Origin of the sequence: Coleofasciculus sp. G1-WW12-02, from assembly GCF_040219735.1 — a bacterium.
Lineage (GTDB): Bacteria > Cyanobacteriota > Cyanobacteriia > Cyanobacteriales > Coleofasciculaceae > Coleofasciculus.
Map to the genome: position 1 here is coordinate 1 of NZ_JAVJRX010000101.1, position 16,403 is coordinate 16,403.

The 16,403-nt window shown below is 43.5% G+C and carries 15 protein-coding genes; 6 read left to right on the plus strand and 9 right to left on the minus strand.

The window, feature by feature from the left end:
• Positions 1 to 245: 245 nt before the first annotated feature.
• Entirely contained in the window at positions 246 to 2,198 is a 1,953-nt protein-coding gene (gene glmS / locus RID09_RS16645) for a glutamine--fructose-6-phosphate transaminase (isomerizing) (protein WP_446337045.1), read from the plus strand.
• On the opposite strand, the gene RID09_RS16650 is transcribed toward glmS, so the two are convergent.
• The gene (locus RID09_RS16650; RefSeq protein ID WP_446337046.1) at positions 2,181 to 2,324 is read right to left on the minus strand and encodes a hypothetical protein; all 144 of its coding nucleotides are present in this window, start codon (positions 2,322 to 2,324) and stop codon (positions 2,181 to 2,183) included. The genes glmS and RID09_RS16650 overlap by 18 nt on opposite strands.
• Before the next feature lie 250 nt (positions 2,325 to 2,574).
• Between RID09_RS16650 and RID09_RS16655 the strand changes: the two genes are divergently transcribed.
• On the plus strand, positions 2,575 to 2,784 hold the full coding sequence (locus RID09_RS16655) for a hypothetical protein (RefSeq protein ID WP_446337047.1): 210 nt from the start codon (positions 2,575 to 2,577) through the stop codon (positions 2,782 to 2,784).
• Positions 2,785 to 2,792: 8 nt separating this feature from the next.
• On the opposite strand, the gene RID09_RS16660 is transcribed toward RID09_RS16655, so the two are convergent.
• Positions 2,793 to 3,845, minus strand: coding sequence for a pentapeptide repeat-containing protein (locus RID09_RS16660; RefSeq protein WP_446337048.1), 1,053 nt, complete (start codon positions 3,843 to 3,845; stop codon positions 2,793 to 2,795).
• A 1,595-nt stretch (positions 3,846 to 5,440) separates the two neighbouring features.
• Here RID09_RS16660 and RID09_RS16665 point away from each other — a divergent pair.
• The 3 genes from RID09_RS16665 (at position 5,441) to RID09_RS16675 (ending at position 8,802) form a co-directional block, all read left to right on the plus strand.
• On the plus strand, positions 5,441 to 6,463 hold the full coding sequence (locus RID09_RS16665) for a CHAD domain-containing protein (RefSeq protein WP_446337049.1): 1,023 nt from the start codon (positions 5,441 to 5,443) through the stop codon (positions 6,461 to 6,463).
• Positions 6,464 to 6,597: 134 nt separating this feature from the next.
• Positions 6,598 to 7,245 carry a Crp/Fnr family transcriptional regulator gene (locus tag RID09_RS16670; RefSeq protein WP_446337050.1) on the plus strand — a complete coding sequence of 216 codons (648 nt, stop codon included), beginning with the start codon at positions 6,598 to 6,600 and terminating at the stop codon, positions 7,243 to 7,245.
• Positions 7,246 to 8,190: 945 nt separating this feature from the next.
• Positions 8,191 to 8,802 (plus strand): alpha/beta hydrolase, encoded by a 612-nt coding sequence (locus tag RID09_RS16675; protein ID WP_446337108.1) that lies wholly within the window; start codon positions 8,191 to 8,193, stop codon positions 8,800 to 8,802.
• 69 nt (positions 8,803 to 8,871) lie between these two features.
• Here the strand turns inward: RID09_RS16675 and RID09_RS16680 are convergent, their stop codons facing one another.
• From RID09_RS16680 to fraC, 3 genes are all read right to left on the minus strand, one after another.
• Entirely contained in the window at positions 8,872 to 9,654 is a 783-nt protein-coding gene (locus RID09_RS16680; RefSeq protein WP_446337051.1) for an ABC transporter permease, read from the minus strand.
• Between the two features lie 56 nt (positions 9,655 to 9,710).
• Positions 9,711 to 10,730 (minus strand): DUF5357 family protein, encoded by a 1,020-nt coding sequence (locus RID09_RS16685; protein WP_446337052.1) that lies wholly within the window; start codon positions 10,728 to 10,730, stop codon positions 9,711 to 9,713.
• A 79-nt stretch (positions 10,731 to 10,809) separates the two neighbouring features.
• On the minus strand, positions 10,810 to 11,370 hold the full coding sequence (gene fraC, locus RID09_RS16690; RefSeq protein ID WP_446337053.1) for a filament integrity protein FraC: 561 nt from the start codon (positions 11,368 to 11,370) through the stop codon (positions 10,810 to 10,812).
• 250 nt (positions 11,371 to 11,620) lie between these two features.
• On the opposite strand from fraC, the gene RID09_RS16695 reads away from it, so the two are divergent.
• On the plus strand, positions 11,621 to 12,754 hold the full coding sequence (locus RID09_RS16695; RefSeq protein WP_446337054.1) for a cob(I)yrinic acid a,c-diamide adenosyltransferase: 1,134 nt from the start codon (positions 11,621 to 11,623) through the stop codon (positions 12,752 to 12,754).
• A gap of 57 nt (positions 12,755 to 12,811) precedes the next feature.
• Here the strand turns inward: RID09_RS16695 and RID09_RS16700 are convergent, their stop codons facing one another.
• The 4 genes from RID09_RS16700 to RID09_RS16715 form a co-directional block, all read right to left on the minus strand.
• Positions 12,812 to 13,462 (minus strand): cytosine deaminase, encoded by a 651-nt coding sequence (locus RID09_RS16700; RefSeq protein ID WP_446337055.1) that lies wholly within the window; start codon positions 13,460 to 13,462, stop codon positions 12,812 to 12,814.
• A 34-nt stretch (positions 13,463 to 13,496) separates the two neighbouring features.
• A complete protein-coding gene (locus tag RID09_RS16705) occupies positions 13,497 to 14,387 on the minus strand; it encodes a hypothetical protein (RefSeq protein ID WP_446337056.1) in 891 nt (296 codons plus the stop codon).
• Between the two features lie 6 nt (positions 14,388 to 14,393).
• Positions 14,394 to 15,773 carry an AAA family ATPase gene (locus RID09_RS16710; RefSeq protein ID WP_446337057.1) on the minus strand — a complete coding sequence of 460 codons (1,380 nt, stop codon included), beginning with the start codon at positions 15,771 to 15,773 and terminating at the stop codon, positions 14,394 to 14,396.
• 165 nt (positions 15,774 to 15,938) lie between these two features.
• Entirely contained in the window at positions 15,939 to 16,328 is a 390-nt protein-coding gene (locus tag RID09_RS16715) for a nuclear transport factor 2 family protein (protein WP_446337058.1), read from the minus strand.
• Positions 16,329 to 16,403 lie beyond the last annotated feature (75 nt).

Below are 16,403 nucleotides of genomic sequence, written 5' to 3' on the forward strand. Positions count from 1 at the left end.
TCAATATTTTGATGAAAGCGTTGCGAGGTCTTGCACAACTACCGTCGGGCAGACGGAAAGTTACGCCTGGGGATGAGATGACCCCCTGCTCTTGTGGGGAAACCCAAAGGAGTAAGGTTGCTCGACGAGCCAGGAAACCCCGTCAGTAATGAGGGGAATCCCCTCCACGACTCGCAAGCAGGGTGGGGAGGATGTCAAATCGCATAAGATGTTTAAGGCATCATGTTTGAGGAGGGAGCGGTTCAATGTGTGGAATCGTCGGCTATATCGGCACGCAACCAGCGACAGATATTTTAATGGCAGGGTTAGAACGACTCGAATATCGAGGCTATGATTCTGCTGGAATTGCCACCGTCGGGGAAGGAAAAATTCAGTGCGTTCGCGCTAAGGGTAAACTCTATAATTTACGGGAAAAACTTGAACGCACCGAGAACCAAGCCAGACTCGGTATTGGACATACCCGTTGGGCAACTCACGGGAAACCCGAAGAATACAACGCCCACCCCCATACCGACACCCATCATCGCGTAGCCGTGGTGCAAAATGGCATTGTGGAAAACTATCGGGAATTACGGGAAAGCTTAAAAAAACGGGGACATGAATTCCGTTCTGATACCGATACCGAAGTGATTCCCCACCTGATTGCCGAATTTCTCCCCGAACCCTCAACCCCTGATTTTCAAAACCCGAATGCCTTGCTAGACGCCGTGCGCCAAGCGGTGAATCAACTCCAAGGTGCGTTTGCGATCGCACTTATTTGTGCAGACTATCCCGATGAACTCATTGTCGCACGACAACAGGCTCCTTTAATCCTGGGATTTGGTCAAGGGGAATTCTTCTGCGCCTCCGATACCCCCGCCCTTGTCCCCCACACCCATGCAGTGTTGAACCTAGAGAATGGGGAACTAGCACGGTTAACCCCCCTAGGGGCAGAAGTCTACAACTTTAACGGGGAACGTCTTCGCAAATTCCCCCGCACCCTCAACTGGAATCCCGTACAAGTGGAAAAACAGGGATTCCGTCATTTCATGCTCAAAGAAATTTTCGAGCAACCGGGTGTGGTGCGAACCTGTTTAGAGGCTTATGTTAACAGTAATTGGTCTGTGGGAGAAAAGGATGGCATTACCCCAATACCTGATCAAAACCAAGTCGCCGGAGAAACCCCATCCACAACCACGCCGATACAATTGGGACTTCCCGAATCCTTGTATGAGAACTTAGAACACGTTCAGATATTGGCATGTGGCACCAGTTGGCACGCCAGTCTGGTGGGGAAATACCTGCTAGAACAATTAGCCGGAATTCCCACGATGGTACAATATGCCTCAGAATTCCGCTATGCCCCCTCACCTCTGACGCGCAATACCCTCACCATTGGCGTCACCCAATCCGGAGAAACGGCTGATACCCTAGCCGCGTTAGAGATGGAAACACGGCGACGCAGTGGTTTAGGAGTAGAGTATCAGCCGCGATTGGTGGGGATTACCAATCGTTCAGAAAGTTCCCTGGCGCATTTAGTACCGCATATTATTGAAACCTATGCCGGAATGGAAATCGGTGTCGCCGCCACTAAAACGTTTGTCACTCAGTTAGTGGCATTTTACTGTTTAGCCCTAGATTTAGCCTATCGACGCCAAACTCTACCCCCGTCGCGGATTGCCGAAATTATTGAAGGGTTGCGCCAACTTCCCTCCCAGATTGAATTAGTCCTATCCAGTCAGGAGCATTATATTGGAGAGTTAGCCACTGAGTTTGCCGAAACTCAAGATTTTATCTTTTTAGGGCGCGGAATTAATTTCCCCATTGCCTTAGAAGGGGCGCTGAAACTTAAGGAAGTTAGCTATATTCACGCCGAAGGGTATCCGGCGGGGGAGATGAAACACGGACCTATTGCCCTATTGGATGCCAAAGTTCCCGTGGTTGCGATCGCGATGCCTGGTACTGTATATGAGAAGGTGCTATCTAATGCCCAAGAAGCCAAAGCAAGGGATGCGCGATTGATTGGGGTGACACCCATGCATGATCCAGAAGCCGCTCAAACCTTTGATATTTTATTATCAGTGCCTGTAGTCGAGGAATTACTCTCTCCGATTCTGGCGGTGATTCCATTACAGCTTTTGGCATATCATATTGCTGCGCGACGGGGTTTAGATGTCGATCAACCTAGGAATTTGGCAAAATCAGTCACGGTGGAATAACTCCCCACTTCCCAATAATTTCCCGTCTTCTAGCCGCACCTCTGCCCGAATCATCCCCAGTTGCGCCTGTCGTAGGGCTTCTGATGTAATCGCTGCACTCTCTAACTGACGGTAAAATTCGCTCATTTTCATAAACAGCACAGGCTCTCCCAAATTTATAACTCTTGCCCACCTTACCTAAAATCGGCTGATCTATGGGGAGCGTCTTATATGAGATTTTCTCTCATTTGTGACATATATCACTACATAACTTGATCACAGATCACGATTGGCTTTTTAGAAGAATCACAAACCATCTTTTAGAACGATCACAAGATTGACATAGAAAATCATTCATAATTATGACAACAAAAAGAATTTAATATTTCTGAAGTCAATGAACGTTACTCTGCCTCATACAAATATCGAAGATTTAGTGACTCAAATTTTAATGAATCGCTGCATCACCCCCTCCGACCAGCAATTTTTAAACTGTGCGTTACTTTATAAAGATAGTTTAAAGGAGCATGAACGAATTCTCATTGAGCGAGTTTTTTATGGTGTCCGACATGGATTGCTTCAAATTCTGGAATCCACCTCGGTTTAGAGGACGCTCTAGGAGTGTATCCTACCATTGGGCATGATAGTTCCGGCTAAGGAAGCATTACTTAAATCCGCTCCCATTAAATTCGCGCCAATTAAGTTAGCCCCCTTGAGATTAGCATGACTCAAGTTAGCATTAGTTAAATAAGCCAGAAGTAAACCCGCTCGCTTTAGATTTGACTGAGCTAAGTTAGCATGGTCTAAGTTTGCCTCTAGCAAATTAGCCCCTGACAAATTGGCTTTATATAAATTAGCTCGGTTCAGGTTGGCTTTGCTGAGTTGGGCGCTCTGCAAATTGGCTTTTTTGAGGAGCAATCCACTCAGATTGGCGAGACTGAGATTCGCGTTTGGCAAATGGGCGCCAGTCAGATTAGCCCCCGTAAGATTCGCTTGACTCAGATTCGCACCACTCAAGTCAGCCCTTGACAAATTGGCATGACTCAGATCAGCGCCCTTGAGATCTGCATCACTCAAGTCAGCCTCTGTCAAATTAGCATCTCGCAAATCTACCCGATGTAAATAGGCTCGAATTAAGCAAGCGCCCGTCAGGTTGGCTCCCCTTAAGTCGGCTTCGCTGAGAATGGCTCGATTTAACGTAGCACCCTTCAAATCGGCGGCTTTGAGACTAGCACGGCTGAAGGTGGCTCCCGTACAGTTTGCCTTTGCCAGTTTGGCTCGTTTCATTTTGGCATCGATGAGACTGGTGCCAATTAAGGTAGCATGTCGCAAATCCGCGTCGATTAGGGTAGCGCCACTGAGAATCGCACCACTCAAATCAGCTTCCTGGAGAATTGCAGCAGTCATATTAGCTTGGCAAAGCGTGGCTTCAATCAATAGTGTGTTCTTAAGATTAGCCTTGCTTAAATCTGCATCCTTAAGCTGAACACCAATCAGTTTAGCTTTGGCTAAATTAGCTCGCTGCAAATGGGCAGCACTCAAATTAATGCGACTCAGATTCGCTTCAGTTAAATCGGTTCCCATCAAATTCACTCCGGAAAAATTTCGTTCTCCCGTTTCGTGCAAACTCAGAAGTTTGGATTTACTTAAACATTGAATTGATTTCATAAAAACTGCCTGGTTTTATGGCTTTGGTTTGGCTACAGGCTATCCATTATGGTGTCAACTTGCATTCTATAAATTAGGATTCACCTTCTCCATAAATAAAATCATGGATGAATCCCAACAAATATAAAATTGCCCTCAATAAATGGGCAGTCTAAAAAATGGTAAATTTGTTCAGTTTAGGGTTGGAATCTAGATTTCAGTTAATTCCATCTCCCGATAAAATGCTTAGATAATGGATGCCACAGTTTCTGGACTAATTCGATATACCAATCGTTATTGATTCATCAAACTGTCGTTTTTTATTCAAACTTATGAACATAAATCAGCTTGTGGCGAATCCGTTTTTATCACCTCCAAAAGTTGGCATAACTAAAGCATAAATAATAGGTATAACTCATCGCCAATTCACGGTTTTGTTTCTACCAATCTCTGAGGTCAGTGCGGTATAAATAAGTGATCAGCGAATACCTCATCTCAACCTCGTCCATTGAGAAAACTGGAGTTATTTCTCAGGGGAAAACTACGGTTTTCAATGTAAACGCGGTTTAAGAGATATAAAGATAATCAATATCCTGAGCATCAACTAGGAGATAACTGCTCGCTGATATTAGTTATTCCCACCGCTACAAAAAGCCTTTTCCTGACGATGAGTTTTCATGCCAACCAGGTCTGGGCATTAAGCTAGAAAAGTCGCTGATTGCTAATGCCCTAGTGAATTTTACTGCTGCTCCCAAGTCTTGAGGAGGCGTCATACCGTTGGAGTTGGATTGCGTTAGCTAGTTGTTTGTAACTGATCGCCCAATTGTCAGTCGCGGTGACATACTCCCACACCAGAATCTTTGATTTGGTGTGGGCTTCCAAGCTTCACAACTTGGATTTCCTGGTTTTTCCCGTTCGGCTGACGCTCACGGCGGAAGCCTTGCGGGATTTCGACACTTACCTAGACTGAGACGAGTACATTTCAGTCCCCGGTAGACCGTCTGCACAGGCAGTTTCCATTCCCGCCAGCCCTGCGGTACTGGTTAGTTTGATTTGCGTTGGTTGTTGATGATCGAATTCGAGAATCAACTCACACTGCAGCAATTTCAACTAGCTTTGTGAGCAGATGTATCGAAGTCAATGTCAATTTACCACATTGAGGTTAGGGGAGTCGAGTGTATCCCAACGCCCAATTAAAAATTATGGCGTGGGTCTTATTGCTCCCCCTCTCCCCCCACCATTAGATAAAAGGGCTTTAAATAGCCATCTGTCTCCCGATTCGAGATCCCCTCAGACTATACGTCGCCAACAGGTTGACTTTGATTAGTCCAAAGGATGACAAGAAGCCATTTCGAGACAACTCATCCTTTAAAGATAATCCTTAGATGCCAGATCCGGCAAGGTATGATTCATGGCAAAATTTGCCGAAGAAGCCGATTCCGATCAAAAATCATCCCCCAGATGTTCACCTTCCTGTCATTAGGTAGTGGAGATAACAATTTTTGAGTCACGAGTATGGTAGGATATCTTGATACAAATTTTCAGAAAAACAAACGTTTACCCCTATGTTGTTCCCCGGGGGCAAACGTGCCGGATGTCTACCGCACACCATACCGATGATAACCACTCCCTCATCAAACCCAAAGCTCTTGGGCTATTGGGCTTATCTAGCTATTGAAAAACATTTCCAGAGAACCATTCAGTATGAAACTGATGTTCTCAAGGATAAAGATCCTGAAGCGCTACACCAAATGCGTGTAGGGATGCGACGGTTACGAACAGTAGTGAAAGGTTTTGACCCAGCCTTGGTGTTACCCAAAGCCGCTAGGGAGAAAAAGATTGCTAAAGTAGCGCGACGGCTGGGACAACTGCGGGATTTAGACATCATGCAAGATGCGCTGCAAAATCAGTATCTGCCCACTTTGCCCAACTCTGAACAAAAAATCGGCAAAAAAGTATTAGGCACTTTAGCAAAGCGGCGTCACCATGTCTTAGTTCAGGTTAAGAAAACCCTCAACGACAAACCCTATCAGGAAATGAAACTGGCATTTCAAGATTGGTTGCAGACGCCGACTTACGGATTTTTTGCCGAATTTCCCATTGATCAGATTTTGCCTGACTTACTGTTACCGTTTGTGAGTCAGTTTTTCCTCCACCCCGCATGGTTGATGGGCGTAGAATTCTCAGACGGACAGAAGCAGGTGACTCAGGATTTGAGTTTAGAGAATGTCGTTGAACTCTTAAGTAGCCAGAGTTCAGTGTTGCACAGTTTGCGGAAACAAGCTAAACGAGTGCGCTATCAAATGGAATTATTTACTGAATTTTATGATACGCCCTATCAGGATTATGTGAAAGAGATTAAATCTATTCAGGGTACTTTGGGACAAATTCAAGATAGTTTCGTCTTGGCAGAATTTCTATCGGATTGTCTACACTTAGAAATTAAGAAGGAACTACCAACCCTAGTAGAGCAGTTGAGTGGCAATCGTTATCAATTATGGCAGGAATGGCGAGCGCTCCAGGAACGATATCTCCATCCCGAAACCCGCCAGGACTTGCGTCTAATCGTTGTACACCCGCTTACCACCACAACTTATCCCTCACCTGTTAGTGTCGAAGACACACAACATGACAACTAGAATAAATACCTCATAAAAATAAAATATTTAATTGACTTAATCTTTTGATTACCGAGCCTTTACCTTGATTGCTTACAGTAGAGCTGCCCTGCTATACCAGCTTGTGAAAATCTGGCTGGAGAGAGTTGCAGCTCATGATTCCAACTTCCAGAGCCGTTTTGGACGTAAACCCGACTCAATCTTTTGGTCAAGCCGAAATCCAAGATTCACGTCGATTGCATTTTTATGCTAAAGGGGACAAAATTCCCCTAATTGCTCAAGGAGTTTGGCAAGTCTCTCTAGGAGTAGTTCAGCTGAGTACCCTTTGCCAAAATGGAGAAGAGGTGTGGCTTGGTTGGGCAGAACCTTCAATGTTTTTTGGTCGTTGGTTTTCTCTACTGAGTGCTTACCAAGCTATAGCATTGTCTGACGTGCATCTGATTTGGTTTTCTTTAGAAGAGATTAATGATTCACCTCGATTGGCTCAGGTAATATTACCGCAAGTTATACACCGGATACGCCAAAGTGAGGCACTCCTAGCCATCGCGGGTCAGCGTCGAGTTGAAGATCGTTTACAACACTTGTTGCTGTTGATGCAACAGGAAATGGGTCAACCTGTACCCGAAGGGACTCGTTTGAAGATACGCCTGACGCACCAAAACCTTGCCAATGCCATCGGTACGACCCGTGTTACCGTCACCCGACTCCTGAACAAGTTAAAAAATCAGGGCAAGATTAGCTTTGATAGCAATCGCCACATTATTGTTAAACAAGGTAGCTTTAAAAATATTGCTGAGTGGTAAGGAATTAGCTCTCCAACTTCTGCAAGAAGTTGGGGAGCGGGTCAGGGCTGAGTAACTGTAAGTGACATCTCCTACACCAAGTGAGTACAGTATGGTGTAGGCTCTAGAGCGACTCCAGCTATTGCCTCGGACATTGACTGAGCTTTATTAACGACACGGGATGCCCCACCGCGCCGGACAATACAAAAGTTTTGTCACCTGCTCCTTGTACTGCTGGAATTTTACCCGCCCACAGATGCGACTACGTGTAGTCTGTTTCTGGACTCAAGCCTATATCCCAGGTTGTCTTGGTTGAGAGTACAGGCAAGCGGTTAGCTTTTAATTTATTTAACCTGCACCTGATAAGGGTAGCAAATTGAAACTGTTTTGACAACCATGAAACAGTGAACAACGCGAGTATCAGATAGGGAATATGAGCATCTAACCAAGTTCTGCAAATTAACACAAAAAACCCAATCTGATGTTGTCAATCAATGGAGTTCAATACCCCATTGATTGACCGCCTATCCCTCTCACGCCAATCTAAATACAGATATGGCGTGAGGCGTTAGGCGTCCAGCTAAATCATTGGACACCTCTATCGATTTATTACCCAAACCCCCCTGTTGAATCCATGATTGTCCCCTGCGTCTTCCCAGGACGAAGGATAATTTTTTTTTAAGTCAACTGCTATATTTTCTCGGATTGAACGCCAGAGAACGCCACCGTCCGGGAAATTTAGGCATTCCATGACAAAAAATAACCCACTTGATGTCATGGATGTAGCGATCGCTTATCCCGCTCCGGCGAGAATACCCCTACTATACAAGAGAGGGATAGTGGGGAATGAATCACCTCTGGTGAGAAAACTTGTTTTCGTTTCATTCGGATGGTATTCATCCTCGCAGGTATAATACCTTTGTAACCCAAGTATGGTCACAGGTTAAATTTTTCAGGAGTAAGCCCCTGTCTTTGGAGACGATTTCAATTCCACCAGCTACAGGTCAACAACCAGTCGGACTGGTTGTGATTTTGCATGGCTGGGGGGCTAACGCTAAGGATTTGCAACCTCTAGTGCCAGCATTGGCTCTATCTAATTACCATGTTTTGCTACCCAATGCACCCTTTACCCACCCCCATGTGCCTGGAGGCTATATGTGGTATGACTTGGAACGAGAAGATTATCAGGGATTGGCACAAAGTCAGCGTCTTTTGACAGACTGGCTAAAGTCTTTAGAAAGTTTCACCCATATTCCTCTTGGCTCTACTATTGTGATGGGCTTTTCTCAAGGGGGAGCCATGGCTCTAGATGTTGGCTTACATTTACCCTTAGCGGGTTTAGTGTCAATGAGTGGTTATTGGCATCGTACACCTCAAGAGATTGAACCTCCTTTGCCCCCTGTTTTAATCGTTCATGGTAGACAAGATAATGTTGTCCCTTTGAGGGTAGCTCATCGATTGCGGGATTATTTACTCGCCTTAGGCGCCCCGATGCAGTACAAAGAAGTGGATATGGGGCATGAGATTGCGCCTGAAGTGGTAGAAATTGTGCAGGATTTTATTTTGGTGAATACATGAAGTAGGGAACAGGGGTGCACAGGAGGACATGCTTCGCCCAATCCCCAATCCCTAATGCCCAATTACCAATTAAAATTCACGTCGGGAGAAAATCAGAATCGCGATCGCAAGCAGCAAGATCGTGTAGACTATGGCATAAGCGGCATGTCCTAACAGAGTCAAAGAGGAAGGGAGCAACCCATAAACCGCCTCATTTTTCAAATTCAGACGAGATAAATCGGGTAACACTAAGTAAAGAGCTTGGGTTATCGTCTCTAGAGTCGCGTTTTCACTGAGTTTCCCTAACTCCAGCACATCGCGACTCAAATGTCCCATTAAATAAATACCAACGGTTAGGAGTGTGGCTAGAATTGAGCTGGTGAATACGCCAAACATTAGCGCTACAGCTACAATTAGGCTTAACTCTAAAAACTGATAAAGCGCCGAAATCAGTAGGCTGACTAAAGGGTAATTAATGCCATTGAAACTGAGGAGAGCTAAGTAAATAGCTGTCATGGCGATAACCAAAACCGCAAGGACTCCTAGTAACCCTAAATGTTTGCCAATAATTAATTCTGCCCGTGAGATGGGTTTAGGGATTAAAACCAAGACAGTGCGTTTTTCGATTTCCTTATTAATCAAACCTGTCCCGACAAATATGGCAACGAGTACTCCCAAAACACCAATCGCCGCTAAACCTAAATCCATAAATATTTTATCTTCTGTGGTAGCGGCAACTTCCCCCAGGAGTGGTATCGCAACAACCAACAGCAGGGCAAAAAAGCCAATCACATAAAAAATGCGATCGCGAATGACTTCCTGAAACCCATTCGTGGCAATTGTCCAAATTCTACCTAAAGTTTTAGTTGTCATTTGTTTTTTGTTCTTTGTTCTTTGTCAATTCATTCGTTGCGTCTAGAATTCATAATTCATAAAGTTGGAGATTGAGAGGTAACAATCGGTTTAGGAACGCCCCATCCTTCTGCCGGATCGCATTTTACCTGACCGAGAAGACTAATACCGATGTCAGTTCGCCGAGTGACGGATATGATCTGACAAGACTTGGTGAGTAAGTAGGGTTGGGGTTGCGATCGCGGACCTTGCCAAAGGGCTTGTAGGTCTAAGTTATACCCCGAATCCCGGAGCGAAATCTCTCCGGAACTCACTTGCCACAAATTGTCTTCTTTAATATCATCAGAGGTGAGTTCTTGCATCACTTGGGCTTTAATCTGCTCAATCAATTGCTCGCGTTCACTGGGGAGAAGCATTCGCTCGACATCCGACCAAGGTTGATTATCAAGTCGTTCTTCTAAGCGAGATGCCATCAAATCTAAAATGGTAACCCCCCGGGGTAACCTTTGCTGGGATTCCTCGATGGTTATTCTGACAACAAAGGCACTTTGTCTAAATGTATCAGCTGTGATTGTGGGATATTGAACTAACCAGTTTTGCACCAGAAAATAGAATTGAAACCAACTGCTTAATATCAACTGAGTTGTGAATAGCCACACCAGGGGTTGACGTTTGTCTCTATCGGGAATTTTGGGCTTAAAATTGCCATCTAAACAAAGGGGCAATGCGGCAACTACTGCCGATACGAGGGGCCAGAACACTAAAGCATAGGGTGATAATTCTCTTGTAAAAACGCCAGAAAGATAAATAGTAATCAGCGCTCCAGTAATCCAGGGACTTAAGGAAACTTTGCCAATGCTGAAGGCTTTATTGCTACTCGTCGCCCAAAAGACACCTAGAATTAAAAATAACCAACTAAAACTCTCTAATAGAATCTTAAAAATGTTCGTTGCCCAAAATGACATGAGCCAGGAGAAAATACTTAGCCCAATCAAGGTCTGCCAAGAGAAAGCCTTAGAAGGAACAAATACTCCTAATAAGAATTTCAGGGTATTGTTGAACCAATTCAAAAAATTATCAAAAATATTCTTGAGCATCGTTTTGATTTAAAAATAGGGTTTAGGGGCTTCAGGATAGTTAGAATTATCCCGAAGGTATTTCAGGTTAGGGATAGATTCAGAGGGCGCGATTAAACTCCAGAAACCGTAACACCAAAATTAGCAAAATAGCGCTGTAGCTATAGGCATTAGCCAGTAGCACAGCAAAGGCAGGATTAGGTTTTGATTGGGTAATTTTGCGCTTGGGCAAATTAAGCAAGCTGGGTCTTTTATTTGATAAATTGGAACTCGTATTCAACTGTTCCGGGTTATCATGAATCCAGATTTTTAGTAATTCCAACCCCAGCAGTTTGATGATAAAAGTAAAAAAGAAAATACAAATGCCCAGTGAGATTATTAGAGGATTTGCTTGATCTAATCTACTGCCAATGGGATGATCGAAGAAAATAAAACTAACGATTTGATTCTGCAAAAATCGGGGCAATATAGTTTCTAGGAAGAAAAAAGTTAACCAACCAATGACAACGCTCCATAAATTCAGTGAGGTGGCATATTGAATACTGGTTTTCCGAGTGAGTTTTAGCCGTTGGTGCAAAACCCTGGCTTCTAAGGCGATCGCAACCAAGAGGAATAAGATTTGAAAGAGGAGCAGTTGTAGGGGCAAAACAATATCTATCATAATAGTTTCCTTTTGATCGATGTATCAGTTCCTCGTGTAGTGCGGAAAAATTAAGGAGCGATAAAAAAGTAGATATGATAAACCTAACATCCTTGGAGGCTTCTACCTGCTACCTTATTCCCCCATAACGGCAACGGGGATATTTTTATACTATATTAGACTGGCTGGGATAAAAGGGTGAAGGTTATTCTTAATATTCCCAGTTGTATCGTTAAACTGAGTTGGGTTGATAAAGTCCCAAGGATCGTCAATGACTAGGACAGGTATTGGTATTCGCACGGCGGCTGAGCGTACAGAACGCATCACCGGTCAGATTCATGTTTACGATGGCGTGGGTAAGGGGAAGTCTCAAGCCGCATTGGGCGTGGTTTTGCGCTCGATTGGTTTGGGGATCAACTGTGCAGAATCCAGTCGGGTGTTATTGTTACAGTTTCTTAAGGGACCGGGACGGAACTATGATGAGGATGCGGCGATTGAGGCGTTGCGACGGGCGTTTCCTCACTTGATTGATCAGGTTCGCACGGGACGAAGTGAATTTTTTACTAAAGAGGAAGTAACCCGGTTTGACAAGCTAGAGGCGCAGCGAGGGTGGGATGTGGCGAAAGGCGCGATCGCGTCAAATCTCTATTCGGTTGTGGTTCTGGATGAGTTGAATCCCCTGCTGGATTTGGGGTTACTCCCGGTTGAGGAGGTGGTGCAAACCCTGACAAATAAACCCCCGTCTCTGGAAGTGATTGTCACGGGACGAGGAACGCCGCCAGCGCTGTTGGATTTGGCAGATTTACATAGTGAGTCGGTTCCCCACGATCACCCGGTTTCTCGGGAACAGGGGATTGAGGGAATTGAAATTTATACGGGTGCGGGGAAAGGGAAATCGACCAATGCGTTAGGAAAGGCGTTACAAGCCATTGGTCGCGGAATTAGTACGGATAAATCCCACCGGGTTCTGATTATGCAGTGGTTGAAGGGAGGGACAGGGTATACTGAAGACGCCGCGATCGCAGCCTTACGCCAAAGCTACCCAAATCTGGTGGATCATCAGCGTTGTGGGCGAGACGCGATCGTTTGGCGGGGACAGCAGCAAATTTTGGATTATGTAGAAGCAGAACGGGGATGGGAAATTGCCCGGGCGGCGTTAGCGTCAGGGTTGTATAAAACGATTATTCTGGATGAACTGAATCCGACGGTTGATTTGGAACTGTTGCAGGTTGAACCCATTGTCGAGGCGCTGTTACGGAAACCCCGTGATACGGAAGTCATTATCACAGGTCGTTGTAAAAATCAACCCGCTTACTTTGAATTGGCGACTGTCCATTCGGAGATGATTTGTCATAAGCATTATTGTGACAAAGGAGTGGATTTGAAGCGAGGGGTGGATTTTTAATGGTCATGGGTCATTTGTTAGGGAACAGGGGAGTACGTCAACTAAGCTAGAGTGGGGCTATTTCCAATCGACAAACTGGGCATAGAGATAGGCGATCACTTCCCCAATGACGGTTCGTACCCCTTCGCTAGAGTGCCACCACTGTTTAGGATCATACTCTTGAGGTTCAGCCGCAATCACACCGACTCGGATTTCTGGTTCTAATACCGCTTTAAATATAATCCAGCTTCGACGGGCATGAGGTCCTAAGGAATAAAGATTTATCGATTTTACGTCTAATTCGGACGTCGATAACCATTCCCGTAGGGCGATGGCGCTTGCTTGAGTTCGATGTTTAATCACCTTGGGGGCGGGAACAGCTACCAGTTGTTCTGGGTTAAACCCCAAAACGATAAATGTGGCGGCGGTGAGTTCGGCAAAATTCTTGTATTGGGCTAAATAATATCCCTTCGAGACGGGTAAACCCGTGGTAATCAGGTGATTATAAGACCCGCGCTGGAAGAGTGCGATCGCGTCCTTAATTGCATAATCCGGTATCCAGCCTTCCACCACTATGACATCAGCCGTCACGGGAGAGTTAACCGCTAGGAATGGGTAGATAGTGCTGAGAGTGAATACCATTAAAGCAATTATACAAATAAATGTAACTATCCATCCCTGAATAGTCAGAGTCCATTGGCTTTTGCGATGAATGAAACGAATTTTCATTTTAGTTTATATTTGTCATTAACACCAACCTATTTCAAGGACTCAGGCGCTCCAGTAAACGCTGAAATAGATGTTCTTGAGCTAATTCTTCAGCCTCAACACATAGCAATAAATTTACAGCAACATTTTTCGGGTCATGAAAATTTTTTCTATTTTTTGCAACTTTATTCTTTATGTACCAACACAAAATATCAATAAAATCATGACCACGTATCTTACACCTTCGCTCTGTTATCGTATTTGTTTTTAATTCTTGGAGTTTAGTGACGAATATCGACTGACTGTTATACTGGCTATTCTTGTTGAGGTATTTTGCAATAAATGATTCTGTTTCCAATTCGATGGCTGTTCCCTTAAAACTACAGCACTTTCCCAGATCTTTTTCTTTTAACCAAGTCATCTTCAGGTCAAGTGCCTCATTTGTCGCCCTGATCAGAAATAACTCCTCAAGCACTTTCGATAAGTTATCTAAAATTTCATTGACTGGTATGTTAGATAATCCTAAAGCAATTGTCATGAATTTATCCAGTACCTTCTCATTAAACAAGTACATTTCCAGGGAGGAGTAATCGGTAAACAGTAAAATATCACACTCATAATTTTTCTGAAACAACCAATCAAAATCTTTATCCGCAATACAAGTTAAATGAGAAGGAATCTCTGAAAGCTGATGTTTTATATCTAAAGCAAGGGCAATAACACGATCTCGATTATTGTTATTTAATTCAAGTTCATTAAGTCTCTCAGCCGGAATATCAACTGTATCGATTACATATATGGCAAAGTCTTGCTGTCCTTTCTGTTTCAGGAACCATTCTATCAAATCTTTATCTGTCGTACCTTCAACATATATATCACGCAAATCAGGCTCAAGTTCATATCTAGCGACTAATTCCTCAAACTTATGTCGATACTCACTCTCCATTTTTAACTAATCAGCTTGGTTTTCTAACTTGATAACGTTCCGGCGGTATTGAGCCAGTAATTCCAATGAATGAGTGGCAAGCATAAACTGAACTTGACTACCCTCAGTGAGAGCCAGCAATGTCCGAATAAATTGACGCTGCCATTTAATATTTAGGGATATTTCGGGTTCATCAATTATGAAGATTGTTGCTTGTTCGCGGGCAGTTAGCGTATTACAAAATAAAAGTAAGAGTTGCTTTTCTCCAGAAGAAAGCATCTCCGGCAGAATTTCCATGCCTGATTCTGTCATTATACTGATTCCCTCTCGCACATGTAATCGTATCCTTTTGTCTCGAAAAAATATATTATTTATTGTGTCAACAAACAATGTTAATAAATCTTGTGTATATTGCAGAGCATCCATTCTAGCATTTACACTGTCAAGGTAGGGTTGTAAAACGTCCAAGATAATAGAATGTGTATTTTCTGCAGCATTTTTTAATGTATCGATAAGTTTTTGGTTGCTTAGGGGTGACATTAAGCCAAAGCCAGAAAAATCCTCACTACGTTTCTGTTGAACTTTTAGAGCTTCAATCAAATCACCAGGTAATCCTTTTCTTTCCTCTATAGCCGCTTCGCCTGAGTTAATAATTCGGGTAAGTATCTCTTCATAAAGATTATGAACATTAGCAGATCCTGCATTAGAACCCTTCAAGGCTTGCTCACGAATCCACTCCTCAGCTCGCTGTATAGATGTTCTCAAAGCAATATCTGTATGAATGTTCTTAGATTTAATTATAGATAAAGGTCTATATAAACCTTGATCCATATCTTCAAATAGAAATCTTTGAGCTTTTTGCATTTTCATTTTAATATTATAGGGAATAAGAATGTCACTATCATCTTCCTCAAAAGCATCACTACTTAAAACTCGATCATCACCCAGTAAGTAAATATTGATTTGCAAGTTGGATAATGATTGCAAAAAAGCATCATCTTCGCCTCTAAGTTTACCATTGTGATCGACTTTGTAGTTTGCTGTCGTAACATCATCTTTACCTCGCAACAGTTGAACTTGAAATGAGCCAGTCAATTGGTCAGGTTCGCGGCTAGCAACGATATGGGTTCCATCAGCAAGTGAAACTGAAAATTCTGCAAAAGGAATTTGTGCTAATACTGTACGATGACCACGATTTTGCCCTGGTGAAAGAAGATGAAACAGAAGGTTTAAAATAGTCGTTTTACCAGAGCCATTATCTCCATATAAAATTAGAAGTGAATTCTCTAACTGAGTATCTTTATCTTTGAGCTGTAAATTGTATGTATATCTACCAAATAGTCGTTTCACATTAATAGATACCACCGACAGGGGAAAAGCAACTGTATTAATTTCACTGATAACCATGGTAAGCTTTATCACTAACGAGTTGGACAAAATCAAACTTTACGGTTGAAATTAGCAATGAATAGGGAACAAAAGGATCTAAGTCTTTTCACAATCTTTACTCAGTTCCCAAAATTCAGATCGAGTTACTGACTATATTCTAAGAGTTAGGCTTAGGGGAGAAATTCACGATTGTTTTAGTTGGGCTATCATATCAGCGGGATTCCAGTAAGCACGAGTGCTTTGTATTTTACCCGCTTTATTGACTTCAAACACAGTAATTCCTTCAAACGTTACCGTTTTCCCACTCTTACTTAGTCCTTGCATTTTCCACTTAACAGCAGCTTCATTACCCGCTACAAAAATATGATCGATTGTCGATTCCAGTTGTTTAAACATTCCCTGTAGCTGAGCAAAAAAATCCTGAAATCCTTCATGAACTTTTGTGGGAGGTTGTCCTACCGGATCATGACTAATGGCATCTTCGGCAAAGTGATCCAGCCAACCGTCGGGATTCATCGCTGCCACTTTGGTAAAATAGGTTCTGATAAGTGCTTCAATAGCGTCTGTTGACATTGGTTTATTCTCCATTGCTGAATACTTCTAGAGTAAAATTGGTAAAACCCGATGCATCATAATGGCGAATTCCCA